This window comes from Neobacillus sp. PVCKKU3 (assembly GCF_058323225.1).
The window spans coordinates 54,443-67,780 of sequence record NZ_JBLVQN010000005.1; the positions used below are offsets into that span (position 1 = coordinate 54,443).

The following is a 13,338-nucleotide window of genomic DNA, read 5'->3' on the forward strand; positions in this document are numbered from 1 at the left end:
TTCTTCACCTCATTGTCAATCCTTCAATTATTTTCCTCCGAAATTTGAAAAAAATTATGGCTTTCTTCAAAAAAATAAAACAGAGGCAACACTCTGCACCTGTTTCTAAATGATATTTCCCATAAAAATGAGGATTAATGGGTAAATTAATATTATTTATAAGCGAAAATGGTCTTTAGGGGGAAGTGAAATGAAATTAACACATCAACAACGCATCGAATTACACGGCTTTAATAATTTGACAAAATCATTAAGTTTTAATATGTATGATATTTGTTATACGAGAACGAGAGAAGAGAGGGAAGCATACTTAAAATATATCGATGAGCAATACAGTGCCGAGCGGTTAACTAGGATATTAAAGGATGTAGCAGACATTATAGGAGCACATGTATTAAACATCGCGAGTCAGGATTTCGAGCCTGCGGGAGCAAGTGTCACGATCTTAGTATCGGAAGGCCCGGTTGAAAATGCGCCGTCTGAAATCTTTGAGGAATCACCGGGTCCGTTGATGGAATCTGTAGTCCTCCAATTAGATAAAAGCCATATTACCGTTCATACATATCCTGAATATCATCCTGACGAGGGAATCAGCACATTTCGAGCAGACATAGATGTTTCTACATGCGGAGAGATCTCGCCTCTTAAGGCGCTCCATTATTTAATCCGTTCATTTGAAACGGACGTGATGACAATTGATTACCGTGTTCGAGGCTTTACGCGTGATAAGGATGGATATAAGCTGTTCATCGATCATGAAATCAGCTCAATCCAAAATTACATTCCGGAGGACGTCGGTGAAATGTTTGATATGATTGACGTGAATGTCTATCAAGAGAACATTTTTCACACCAAATGTAAGCTGAGGGAATTTGACCTTAATCATTATTTATTTGGCTATACAAAAGATAAATTGTCACCTGATGAGGTTATTGAAATTACAGAGAGAATTAAGTTTGAAATGGACGAAATTTTTTATGGGAAAAATATTATCTAGAAAAGCTCAGGTTCTCCTGAGCTTTACTCATTTAATAAATGATGCAGCATCCTATTTTTATCCTCAAAAAACTGCTTCATGATACGGAAGTGGTTTGTGTCCTCCAACCGGCTTTCCCTAATACCATCTTCAGTGAACTCGAAAATTTTTGCTTCAGGGTAGGCCATGATGATTGGTGAATGGGTAGCAATGATAAATTGGGAATTCTCATTCACTAAATCATGAATCCGTGTCAGCATCGACATTTGCCGTAATGGAGATAAGGCAGCTTCCGGTTCATCTAAAATATAGATTCCATTGCCTCCAAATCGATGAAGGAACGTTGAGAAAAAGGCTTCACCATGGGATTGTTCGTGAAGGGAAACCCCTCCAAAAGAATCTATGACCGGACGACCTAAAATCTCACGATCCATCTCTTCAATATTAGAAGCCACATTATAAAAGCTTTCCGCTCTTAGGAAAAAACCATCCCGCGGTTTTTCGGCGCCTTTAATAACTTTAAGATATTCTCCAAATTCTGAATGGGAGTCATAGGTGGAAAAATTAAAATTGAAGGAACCGCCTTCCGGGTTAAAGCCAAGTGCGACCGCAACTGCCTCTAATAATGTCGATTTACCCATGCCGTTTTCCCCGACAAGAAAAGTAACCTTTGGATGAAAAAATAGTTCATGCCAATTTTTCATGCACGACAAATTAAAAGGGTACCGATTGGATGAAGGTAATTCCTCTTTCATTAATTGAACGCTTCTGAGATATTGACTACCAATTAAACTCATATTTATAACCTCAAAATGACTTTTTCTTATTTTACCATTTTGATACCAGGAATGTGCGAATAATTTAAAGGCCCATCCCATAGATTGTCAGGGGAGGGGATGTCAATGCAATTTTACTACGGACAGCAAATGCCGTTAAGAATTTTAGACGAGGCAGAATTTTGGAAACATCAAGAGGAAGAGCATACCGTTGTAATAAGGGAGTTAGTAAAAGAACTCGAACCGGAGTTTGTGGACGCGTTGAAAAAATGGGAAGCTGCATTAGCTGAAACTCATCAGCAGGTTGTCCGCTACATTGAAATAGTCATTCGATCCGGTGCCAATGTGACCAATGAATTGCACCAGCATGTCATCCAACTGATTTCATACTGCCTGCAGGAGAGCCTGTCCTTTATCAGGCTGTGTGAACAAATCAAAAACGAAAGTGCCGCCGTCAGTGACAATCCTACCGCGAAGGTGGTCCTAGTTCATATTATCAGAGAATCAGAATACTTTACCGGGATTGCCCAGGCTTTGCTCTATAATACACAAACCACAACTTAATAATTATATAAAGAAAAAGGCAGCCCCAATTGAGTCGTTATTCATCGACCTTTTGGGGCTGCCTTTTAAAATGGACTTGATGGATTTATGTTTAGTTTTGTCCCTCTGTTTTGTGTAAAAAATGAAAGGATAACCAATACTCCAACAGTAATTACGCAAACACTTGAGCCAATTAAATTATTTGGGTTAAGCAAAAACATAATAAAGATGGTGCTTAAGGAAATAACAGCAAAAATGGTAGTGTACGGGAACCATTTTACTAGAAATCTCGGTTTGTCGTTATAATATGGGCGGAGCTTTAATTGCGCAAGACAAATACTAATCCAAATTAACATGATTGTAAATCCGGGTATGGTCATTAGATAACTGATGACCTGGCTGGGTGTTAAATAGGCAAGATAAACCCCCGCTGCAATAAAAACACTTGTAATGGAGATCCCTGCAATAGGAATTCCGTTTGCAGATGTCTTGGCTAGCCCTTTCGGTGCTACACCACTTTGGGCCATTGAAAACAGTGTCCTTGAAGTTGCATAAATGCCAGAATTGGCAGCAGACAAAACAGCTGTTAACAATACAAAATTCATGATGTGGGCCGCACCCGGGAGTCCGGCGCTGCTGAATACCTGAACGAAGGGGCTATCCTCGCCAGTTACCTTATTCCAAGGCATAATTCCGCAAATAATAAGGATTGGAAAAATGTAAAAAATGATTACACGGAAAATGGCACCTTTAATAATTTGCGGCAGAACACGTTCACTGTCTTTCGTTTCTGTAACGGCAACTCCAATTAGCTCTGCGCCTCCATATGAAAACATAACAACCAAAAAGGCACTCATGATCCCGCCAATACCATTAGGGAAAAATCCACCGTTTCCTGTATAATTTGATACCGGGTCATGTACGGTGCTTGGAATAAATCCAAATATCAGTAACGCTCCTAATATAATAAAAGCAACTAAGGCAAGGATTTTGATTCCGGCAAACCAAAATTCAAGTTCACCATAATATTTTACTTGAAAAAGATTGATCCCGACTATTACCGCTGCGCATATAAAACTTAGCAGCCATAGCGGGGCAGTCGGAAACCAAAATTGCAAGAAGCTTCCTGCGGCCAGGAGTTCTACGATAGTGACGAGAATCCAGTTAATCCAATAAAGCCAACCGACGATAAAGGAAAAGCGGAATCCAAAGGCTTTATGGACAAGATGTTGGACATTGTAATTGGGGTTTGCTAGCGCCATCTCTCCCAATGCCGCCATAACGATAAACAATAACAGTCCGCCGATTAAATAGGTGATAATGACACTCGGACCGGCAATATGCAACGTATCAGAGCTTCCTTTAAAAATACCCGTTCCAATCATTCCTGCTAATGCCATAAACTGTACATGTCTCGGCAATAGCCCTTTTTTTAAATCCTGTTGACTTTTTTTCACCATAATCCGACCTACTTTTCCTCTTTTGCTTAAACGCTTTTAAGCACTAAAGTATTTTATACTAATATACCATTTTTTCTCCGTTTGTCAAAGAAAATATTATACTAGTAATATTAATGTGTAACGATTCTAAGCCGATTATGTTCATTTACTCTAATATCCCAAGAGGAATGTGGGAGATGAAATTTTTCATTAATAGACTTCCGGCTTTTTCTCATCCACCTGACGGCAAATTGGTTTGCGTCTTTTTCAACCCATTGCTGGCTGTAGGATCTTGAATTTATTGAATATGAGTGAAACTGCTGTTTGTTTAGGGATAACTGATGATGGTGACGGATTTCATGAAATAAACAATAGGCGCCATGGAGTTTGACTAAATGCTTATCTTTATAAGGTAAATTAAAAAGGTAAATGAATATTATATTATGTTTAAAGTTAAAAGTTGAAAAAACACCTTTTTGAATAATAGATTTTAATAGACTGTAGCGTTCAAAAAGGCTGGCGTGAGCACATATTAATGAGGCTACAGATTGGCAATCTTCAAAAAGATAAATATCAGGAAGAGGTTCTAAATTATTTGGCAATAGATTAAGAAGGAATTTCACATCTCCTTCAGAAAGAATTGAGGAATAGCTGTAAATTGTCATGTAAAACCCGTCCTTTGGATTTTTTTCCTATTAATAATATTCTGTCAAAACACGAGATTCCCCTTTCTGAAAGCAACAAAACAGCACGGGTAATATTTCCCAGTGCTGTTTCTATGTTTAAATGAAATTTTAGTTGATAATTTAAGATGACATCTTCACTTTCTTTTCTGTTGTTGTCCATTTTCCGCGGCTTGGGCTGATTACCAAGTCATTGTAGGCTAAGACATTTAAATCTCGTTGTATGGTGCGAGGAGTGATACCAAATTCCTCTACAAGTTCCTGCGTTGTGACAGTGCCGTTATTGCGGATAAACATGTAGATACATTTGATGCGGTTTAACATCCGGTTAGTTGAAGGTTTCAAAGAACCACTCCCTATCCTTTTTTCAAACCTATGGCTAAATCCCTCTACCGACAGCCTCTTTGAAGAAGATTCTTCAACATATGTAGTTTTCTTTTCCGCGCAGACATCTCCTTTTTTGGAATCAATGAAGTGGTACTTAGATGTCATACATCTAACCATATTGTACCCATAATTTCAGAAAATTTCTACCACAATAGTAAAGTTTACGTAAAAATGCATACAAGGTTTCAAATTTTTGAGATTTTCTGCCTCCTTTTTTAGCTAATAGGAAAGCATAAATTTTTCAAATTAATACTTTCCTAACGCATAAATTCAACTACGCCTCTGACTTCGTCCTATCGGACTCGTCAATCGACGAGTTTTCATTTATTTTTATACTATAAGGTATGGGGATACATGTTTGGATTATGATATTTTTTTGAATTTTTAGTAAAAATTACTCTGTTTAAACTTTGAATAAAGGTAAACAGGATGTCCGTGACTACGTTTTTTACGAAAATATTGGTAAAATAGTATAAAAAGCCGACAAAAAGGAGTATTGAATATGAATTTTGTCATTTTAAACGGTACACTGATAGACCGATCAGAAGCCAAGGTCGACATTGAAGACCGCGGCTATCAATTTGGTGATGGAGTGTATGAGGTCATTCGCATCTATAACGGAAAAATGTTTACCATTAAGGAGCATTTGGATCGCTTTGTAAAAAGTTCAGAAAGTATTGGCATAACGCTCCCATACTCTACAGAACAATTATCAGAAATGCTGGAGGAATTGGTTGGTAAGAATAAGCTTTATACCGGCATCGTTTATATGCAGGTTACTAGGGGTGTTGCGCCTCGTAATCATTCTTTTCCGGCAAAAGAAGTGGTACCGGCCCTGACGGCCTATACGAAGGAGCTTCCAAGGCCGGCTGAGAATTTGAAAAATGGTGTGAAAACGATACTTACAGAGGATATCCGCTGGCTTCGCTGTGACATAAAAAGCTTAAATTTGCTTGGCAGTATCCTTGCCAAACAACAGGCCGCTGAGAAGGGCTGCTTTGAAGCAATCCTGCATCGCGGACAGGATGTGACTGAAGGAAGCTCTACTAATATTTTTATTGTGAAAAATGGCGTGGTCATCACGCATCAATCGAATAACTTGATTTTAAAAGGGATTACCAAGGACGTTGTTTTGCAGGTCTGTGCTGCCAACAATATCCTTGTTGAGGAGCGGACCTTTACGCTGGATGAATTGGCTGCTGCTGATGAAGTGTTCTTATCAAGTACAACAGGTGAGGTTATGCCAATCATTGAAGTTGCGGGCAAAAAGGTTGGAAACGGGGTTCCCGGCCCGTTAACAAGCAGATTACAGGATTTATTCACTCAAGAGATTGAAAAACAATGCGGTGAATTATAAGGAAAAAGACGTGGATTAGGGTCCACGTCTTTTTAAAGTTAGAGAAAAATGGGCTTTCGAGAGTAAATTTGATTTATCCGAGAGTAAACCAGCCTTATGCGAGAGTAAAATCGGCTTATCCGAGAGTAAACCAGACTTATCCGAGAGTAAAATCGGCTTTCGAGAGTAAACCAGCCTTATGCGAGAGTAAAATTGGCTTATCCGAGAGTAAACCAGCCTTATGCGAGAGTAAAATCGGCTTTCGAGAGTAAACCAGACTTATGCGAGAGTAAAATCGGCTTATCCGAGAGTAAACCTGTCATATCCGAGAATAAACCAGGTTGTCCAATCATGAGGCCCTATGGATTAAAACTGAAACAAATCACTCGATAAATACCGTTCTCCTGTATCACAGGCGATGCAGATAACGATTTCATCAGGAGATAAACGCTTGGCAACCTGTAGAGCGGCAAAGCAGGCTCCGCCTGATGACGGGCCGACGAGTATTCCTTCCTCCGTCGCTAATCTCCGCGCAGTATCGTAGGCATCTTCATCGCTAATTTGATGAATTTCATCATAAACATCTTGATTCAGAATCTCCGGAATAAATCCCGGACTTGTTCCGACAAGCTTGTGCTTTCCGGGTTTGCCCCCTGATAAAACAGGCGATCCCTTTGGTTCGACAACGTGGACGGTTATATTCGCAAAATGCTCCTTTAACACTTCACCAGTCCCGGTAATCGTACCACCTGTTCCCGCTGTTGCAACAAACGCTCCAAGCGGCTTGCCAATTTCTTTAACAGCCTCGACAATCTCCAAAGCCGTGGAAGTCCGATGGGCATTGGGATTTGCTTCATTTTCAAACTGCATTGGAATAAAACTGTTTGGTATTTCAGCGGCAAGTTCCTGCGCCTTCCTAATGGCACCTGGCATTTTTTCATCTCCTGGGGTAAGCACAACCTCAGCCCCGTAAGCTTTTAAGATATTAATGCGTTCCTGGGTCATTGTATCAGGCATGATAATAATAGCTTTATATCCGCGTGCCGCTGCATTCATAGCCAGCCCGATTCCTGTGTTGCCGCTGGTCGGTTCAATGATTGTTGCACCCGGAGTTAACTTTCCTGCCTTTTCTGCTTCTACAATCATATTGAAAGCAGCTCGGTCCTTTACACTTTTACTTGGATTAAAATACTCCAGCTTCAAATAAACTGAGGCCCCGTCTTTAGGAACAATCTGATTGAGTTTGACTAAAGGTGTTTCTCCAATTAAATCTGCAATATTACTGACAACTTTCACTATAGGGAACATCCTTTCCTTTACTTCTAATTTCTATAATAAATAAAAATAATTTCAATGTAAAAAATATCGGATAATCTTTGTTGCAAAATAAAGATAATGAGAAGAAAAAATACTAAAATGAAAGTAAAGGAATGAAAAAAGCCGGTGGAACATCAAACTCATTTTTTCTATGCTATAAGAATTCCTGAAGAAACGAAAGGAATTATGAAAAATCATATCGAACAATTAAGGACAGCGCTTCCTTTCCAGCGCTGGGTGCACCATCTGGACCTGCACATCACATTGGCGTTCCTTGGGTCTGCTCCAGCCGAAAAGCTTGAAGCTTCCGTAAACAATGTCAAATCAGCGATAAAATCTGAACAAGCATTTACACTTAAAATTAATAACCTGGGGATATTCGGTGCGAAAGATTCCCCGCGAGTGTTTTGGGCGGACACAGAAGAAAGCCCCGAGCTGCAAGCCCTTCGAAAAAAGATATTCCAAGCATGTGAGGGAGCAGGATTTGCGCTCGAAAAGAGGCCGTTTCGCCCACATATTACAATGGCAAGAAAATGGCGTGGGGACGTTCCCTTCCAAAAGGAGCAGCTTACAATTTGGAAAGAGCTTCAGCCCGAACCGCTCCCTTTTCTAGCTGGGGAAGTGGTGTTATATCAAACACATCTTAACCAAACACCGAAATATGAAGCCATTAAACTTTTTCCTTTACAAACATAAAAAAGGTTGGTTATATGAAAGAATTATACTTTGTGATAAATCCTAAAGCCGGCAATGGCCATTGTTATAAAATTTGGAGAAAAATTGAGCTGAAGTTGAAGTCAGAGGAAATTTCTTATTTGGCTTTTTTTACGGAGTATTCTGGACATGCTAGAAAACTGGCTGCGCAAATTGCGGTCCAGAATAACCATTCTAAAATCGTCGTTGCCGTTGGAGGTGACGGGACACTTCATGAAGTGGTGAATGGAATCATTAACCATCCGACTATTACGTTAGGATTTATACCGGGTGGTTCGGGAAATGATTTTTCTAGAGGATTTCAAATTCCAGCGGACCCAGCTGCCGCCCTAAAAGTGATGCTCCGTCTGATGAAAAGTGATGCTCCATCGATGGATGCTGGGAAAATTACGATGCAGGACAAGTCCGAACAATATTTTATTAATAATATGGGTGCCGGATTCGACGCATTGATTGCATATCAGGTCAATCATTCGCGGGTAAAAGCCCTGTTAAACAAATTCTCTTTGGGCCGTCTGGTTTATATTTACTTTCTTCTGAAAGAACTATTTTGTTATAAAACTTCTACAATTGATTTATCAATTGACGGTAAAGAGCATAAATTTAAACAAACATGGTTTGTGACTGTCTCCAACCAGCCCTACTATGGGGGCGGAATGAAAATTGCACCTGCAGCTGAACCGCAGGATGGTTTACTTGATATTACAGTGGTTCATGAGTTATCAAGATTGAAGCTTTTAATTGTTTTTATCAGTGTTTTTTGGGGGAAGCATATTTATTTCAAAGAGGTAAAATCATTTCAAGGAAGAGCAATAACAATTCGTTCAGATGTTAAGCTCTATGTTCATGGAGACGGGGAGCATGTTGGACATATTCCATTAAAGGCAGAGATTATTCCAAAAGCATTACAAGTGTTAACGCGAATGCGCTATAAGGACGAAGTTGATTTGAAAGAGAGGGACTCGAATGGAATCAACTAAAAGGATCTTTCAGGCCTATTTGGATGAAATGACCATTATTACGATACTTCTTCCCCTTTCCTACCACAATGGCCAGTCGTCTTCATTTTCTTTAATCTGCGGTGCGGAAAAGAGTCCTTTGAACATCATCGATAAAATCCCTATTGAAAATTATCTGAAATATACTTGCCGGTTAGCTGATGAGATATGCTTTGGCAAAGAATATGTGATTGCTGATGACCATGGCGGCAGGACGGACCTTCAAATAGGGGCAGTTATTCGGACAGAAGCATTTGATAATAAGTTTTTTTATGAAGGAAATGACTTGGGGGTAACGTATCAACGTGATAGGTCCCAAATTAAATTATGGGCTCCGACTGCCACGCAAGTGAAATTTAAATTGCGCCACCCTGCCACCCAGTATGCGGAAATCATAAAAATGAAGCTTGGGGATCGAGGCGTTTGGTGTTTAGATATTAATCGCGACTTGGAATTGTATCAATATAGCTTCCTGGTACAGGTTAACAAAACATGGCGGGAAGCAGTGGATCCGTATGCCAAGGCGGTATCAGCCAATGGGGAGCATGGAGTTATTGTTAGTTTAGAGAAAACAGCACGGCCAAAGGTAGAACTGCCGCCGATGACCAGTCCAGTAGAGGCAATCATTTATGAAGCTCATGTCCGCGACTTTACGATTCATCCTGAAAGCGGTGTGAAAAATAAAGGACTATATCTTGGTGCTGGTGAACTAAATACCAAAGGGGTGGATGGAGAACCCACAGGCCTATCCTATGTAAAGGAATTGGGCATTACCCATCTTGAACTCCTTCCTTTCCACGATTTTGCAGGAGTCGATGAATGGAATCCAGACAAAGAGTATAACTGGGGTTATAACCCGCTCCATTTTAATGCTCCGGAAGGCAGCTATTCCACCAATCCCTCTGACCCGTATTCCCGGATATCCGAATTAAAAGATCTAATTGACCAAATTCACCGAGTCGGCCTCAGGGTCATTATGGATGTTGTTTATAATCATGTCTATATCCGTGAAGAATCCTCTTTTGAAAAAATTGTTCCCGGTTACTACTTCCGGCATAACGAAATAGGCCTTCCTGCCAATGGAACAGGCGTGGGAAATGACATTGCCTCAGAGAGGAAAATGGTCCGAAAATTTATTGTTGACTCCATCCGCTACTGGCTGGAGGAATATCATGTTGACGGTTTTCGCTTTGATTTAATGGGAATCCTGGATATTGAAACAATGAACGCGGTCAGAAAGGTATGTGATAGACAGGAAAAGGGTATTATCATCCTCGGTGAGGGCTGGAACTTAAATACACCGCTTCCTTTTCAGAAAAAGGCAATTATCGCCAATCAGGCAAAGCTGCCCGATATTGCCCAGTTTAATGACCAGTTTCGCGATACCATCAAAGGGAGTACCTTTAATATATTGGATAAAGGATATGCTTTAGGGAATAAACAATATCTCGAGGCGGCCTTTGAAATGATTACTGGAAGTATTGGGTTTAGGGCCAAAGGGGCAGGAATCTTTAATGAACCAGTCCAATCCATCAATTATGTGGAATGCCATGATAATCATACCCTATGGGATAAGCTGCAATCTTGTCTGCCGGATGTAGATGATGCTGTAAGAATGAGGTATCATCGTCTTGCAACAGGGATTGTTCTTCTCGCGCAGGGAATTCCTTTCCTTCACAGCGGGCAGGAATTTTTCCGAACAAAACAAGGTGAAGGTAACAGCTACCGATCTCCAGATTCCATAAACCAACTGGATTGGAATCGCAAAAGTCAATTTATAGAAAATGTAGATTATATAAAAGGGCTTATTCAAATCAGAAAAGAATACCATTGTTTCCGGTTAAGAACCGCAGCAGAAATTCGCAATCAAGTAAGCAGGTTGCCACTTCCATCGCCAATTTTGGGATGCTCTTTTCAACAGGGAGATTCTGTTGTTATTCTAATCACTAATCCTTCGTTAACTTCTCATAAGGTTAGTATTCCAAACGGGGAATGGAGCGTTTTAGCCGACAGAGATTCTGCCTGTATTATTGAAAAAAAAGTTTTTAAAGGAACAGAAATTCAGGTAGAACCTATATCGTTAAATGTTTTAGTAAAAAAATAGTTTCCCAGGATTACTTGACGAAAAATAGCAATAGGAGATAAAATTTATTAAGATGGCTATTGTATGCTATTATTCAATAGCTTTTTTTTATTAATAAAACAATTCGTAAAACCTTCGCACGTCTTGGTTTTACTTCTGATTTAGATGAGGGCCCCATCCTCAAGAACGGCATAAGTTGAAGGTGAACAGTTTTGGAACATATATTAGGACAAGAGTGGGAAATTATTCCTGCCGGCGGGGCCACCGGAGAGGCCTTTTATGCGAGGCATGAAGACCAACGGCTTTTTTTGAAGCGAAATTCTTCTCCATTCCTTGCAGTACTTTCGGCAGAGGGAATTGTCCCAAAGCTTGTTTGGACAAAACGATTGGAAAATGGAGATGTCATTACAGCCCAGCAATGGCTTGAAGGCAGGGAACTGAAATCGACGGAAATGAATCAAGAGGTTGTGGCGAAACTTCTAAAGAAAATTCATCGTTCTGAGCCCATGCTTGGCATGCTGAGCAGATTGGAAAAATCACCATTGCAGCCTGAAACAATCTTTCAATCGGTGGTCTCTGGAATGGATGAAGAGCTATTTTTCCTTCCGGAAGTTCAAGAAACACTAAGCTTTTTAAAAAAAGAAGCGAAAAACGTTTATTGTGAGGAAAAGGTCGTTTGCCACGGTGACGTCAATCATAATAACTGGCTTTGGACTGATGACAATCAGTTGTACCTCATTGATTGGGATGGAGCGATGATTGCGGACCCTGCCATTGACTTAGGAATGCTCCTTTATTGGTACATTCCTGAAGAAAATTGGCAGGATTGGCTGAAAATGTACGGGGAAAACTTAACCGACGATTTGAAACTTAGAATGCAATGGTATGTAGCATTGCAGACCCTATCTTCGATCCAATTTTATAAAAATAAACATCGTATGGATGAGATGAATAAGTGGATTCAATTCTTAAGGGATATACTTTAAGAAAATTGCCCAATATCATCTACCCATTGTGACAGGTTTTCTTGATGGGCTGTAATATGCCCGTCTAAATCTGCGGTTTGCGCTCCTGTCTGGCTGTAATGGTAAACTTCCTGTAGGATAGGTTTGACATTTTGATCAACCTGATTGTTTACCATCAAGGATTTGATTAATCGTTCTAATTGTTCACATTCGGCAACGGACCCGCAGCAATCTGTCTGATGATTGCTTAATATATCTTTGAGCAAGGTTACTTGGTCATGATGACTTAATGGCATAAAAAGCACACCCTTTCAAGTGGGAATGAAAAAAGAATTCACAGTTAGGTTGTGAATTCTTTTTTTATTTATTCACACCAGCATCACGGTTTTACTTGCAAGACAAAAATGAGCATGCTATGTATTAAACGATAATATTTTTTAGGAGTGGCAAATAAATGAGACTCAGAAATAAACCTTGGGCAAAGGATAAAATAGAGGAGTATCCGCAATATGCAGTCCCAAATCCGGAATTAAACAAAGGAAAATGGGATGAAGTGTTTGGAAATAACAACCCGCTTCATATAGAGGTTGGCACTGGCAAAGGGCGGTTCATAACTGAAATGGCCAAGGCCCATCCAGACATTAATTATATGGGAATTGAGCTATATGACAGTGTGATTGTGGCGGCTTTGGATCGCTTGATTGAAGCGGAATTGCCTAATGTAAAGCTTCTTAATGTCAATGCCGCAGAATTAGAAAAATACTTCGCCAAGAATGATGTGGATCGGGTTTATTTGAATTTCTCCGACCCATGGCCAAAGACCCGTCATGAAAAAAGAAGATTAACCTACAAGGATTTTCTTAAATCCTATGAGAATATCCTCGTCGATGGCGGAGAGATTCATTTCAAAACGGATAATCAAGGTCTGTTTGAGTATTCCTTAATGAGTTTTTCTGAATATGGTTTGTTATTAAAGTTCCTTAGCCTAGATCTTCACAAAAGTGATTTTGAAGGAAATATCATGACCGAGTATGAACAGAAATTTTCCGAAAAAGGCAATCGGATTTACCGTTGTGAAGTGAAATATAATAACGATTCCAAGGGGCAGTCTTAAAAAGACT

General features: G+C 39.8%; 14 protein-coding genes. 8 read left to right on the plus strand and 6 right to left on the minus strand.

Annotation, left to right across the window (positions count from 1 at the left end):
* Positions 1-190: 190 nt before the first annotated feature.
* On the plus strand, positions 191-997 hold the full coding sequence (speD, locus tag ACNQGS_RS04970) for an adenosylmethionine decarboxylase (protein ID WP_491486385.1): 807 nt from the start codon (positions 191-193) through the stop codon (positions 995-997).
* Between the two features lie 23 nt (positions 998-1,020).
* On the opposite strand, the gene ACNQGS_RS04975 is transcribed toward speD, so the two are convergent.
* A complete protein-coding gene (locus ACNQGS_RS04975; protein WP_491486386.1) occupies positions 1,021-1,773 on the minus strand; it encodes an AAA family ATPase in 753 nt (250 codons plus the stop codon).
* Between the two features lie 105 nt (positions 1,774-1,878).
* On the opposite strand from ACNQGS_RS04975, the gene ACNQGS_RS04980 reads away from it, so the two are divergent.
* Positions 1,879-2,316 carry a DUF2935 domain-containing protein gene (locus ACNQGS_RS04980; protein WP_491486387.1) on the plus strand — a complete coding sequence of 146 codons (438 nt, stop codon included), beginning with the start codon at positions 1,879-1,881 and terminating at the stop codon, positions 2,314-2,316.
* 65 nt (positions 2,317-2,381) lie between these two features.
* Here ACNQGS_RS04980 and ACNQGS_RS04985 read toward each other — a convergent pair whose 3' ends face one another.
* From ACNQGS_RS04985 to ACNQGS_RS04995, 3 genes are all read right to left on the minus strand, one after another.
* Entirely contained in the window at positions 2,382-3,752 is a 1,371-nt protein-coding gene (locus ACNQGS_RS04985; protein ID WP_491486388.1) for an amino acid permease, read from the minus strand.
* A gap of 113 nt (positions 3,753-3,865) precedes the next feature.
* Complete coding sequence (locus ACNQGS_RS04990) at positions 3,866-4,399, minus strand: hypothetical protein (protein ID WP_491486389.1); 534 nt, start codon at positions 4,397-4,399, stop codon at positions 3,866-3,868.
* 141 nt (positions 4,400-4,540) lie between these two features.
* Complete coding sequence (locus ACNQGS_RS04995; RefSeq protein WP_173058944.1) at positions 4,541-4,762, minus strand: DeoR family transcriptional regulator; 222 nt, start codon at positions 4,760-4,762, stop codon at positions 4,541-4,543.
* A gap of 544 nt (positions 4,763-5,306) precedes the next feature.
* On the opposite strand from ACNQGS_RS04995, the gene dat reads away from it, so the two are divergent.
* Positions 5,307-6,161: a D-amino-acid transaminase gene (gene dat / locus ACNQGS_RS05000; RefSeq protein WP_491486390.1), complete on the plus strand. Its 855-nt coding sequence runs from the start codon at positions 5,307-5,309 to the stop codon at positions 6,159-6,161.
* Between the two features lie 345 nt (positions 6,162-6,506).
* On the opposite strand, the gene cysK is transcribed toward dat, so the two are convergent.
* Positions 6,507-7,436 (minus strand): cysteine synthase A, encoded by a 930-nt coding sequence (cysK, locus tag ACNQGS_RS05005; protein ID WP_491486391.1) that lies wholly within the window; start codon positions 7,434-7,436, stop codon positions 6,507-6,509.
* Positions 7,437-7,583: 147 nt separating this feature from the next.
* Between cysK and thpR the strand changes: the two genes are divergently transcribed.
* The 4 genes from thpR (at position 7,584) to ACNQGS_RS05025 (ending at position 12,238) form a co-directional block, all read left to right on the plus strand.
* Positions 7,584-8,153, plus strand: a complete 570-nt coding sequence (thpR, locus tag ACNQGS_RS05010; protein WP_491486392.1) for an RNA 2',3'-cyclic phosphodiesterase — start codon at positions 7,584-7,586, stop codon at positions 8,151-8,153.
* A 14-nt stretch (positions 8,154-8,167) separates the two neighbouring features.
* Positions 8,168-9,151 carry a diacylglycerol/lipid kinase family protein gene (locus ACNQGS_RS05015; protein ID WP_491486393.1) on the plus strand — a complete coding sequence of 328 codons (984 nt, stop codon included), beginning with the start codon at positions 8,168-8,170 and terminating at the stop codon, positions 9,149-9,151.
* Positions 9,138-11,273 (plus strand): type I pullulanase, encoded by a 2,136-nt coding sequence (pulA, locus tag ACNQGS_RS05020; protein ID WP_491486394.1) that lies wholly within the window; start codon positions 9,138-9,140, stop codon positions 11,271-11,273. Before ACNQGS_RS05015 ends, pulA begins: the two co-directional genes overlap by 14 nt.
* Positions 11,274-11,464: 191 nt before the next feature.
* Positions 11,465-12,238: a phosphotransferase gene (locus ACNQGS_RS05025; RefSeq protein ID WP_491486395.1), complete on the plus strand. Its 774-nt coding sequence runs from the start codon at positions 11,465-11,467 to the stop codon at positions 12,236-12,238.
* Here the strand turns inward: ACNQGS_RS05025 and ACNQGS_RS05030 are convergent.
* Entirely contained in the window at positions 12,235-12,513 is a 279-nt protein-coding gene (locus ACNQGS_RS05030) for a YtzH-like family protein (RefSeq protein ID WP_491486396.1), read from the minus strand. The genes ACNQGS_RS05025 and ACNQGS_RS05030 overlap by 4 nt on opposite strands.
* A gap of 158 nt (positions 12,514-12,671) precedes the next feature.
* On the opposite strand from ACNQGS_RS05030, the gene trmB reads away from it, so the two are divergent.
* A complete protein-coding gene (gene trmB / locus ACNQGS_RS05035) occupies positions 12,672-13,331 on the plus strand; it encodes a tRNA (guanosine(46)-N7)-methyltransferase TrmB (protein ID WP_491486397.1) in 660 nt (219 codons plus the stop codon).
* The last annotated feature ends 7 nt before the right edge of the window (positions 13,332-13,338 follow it).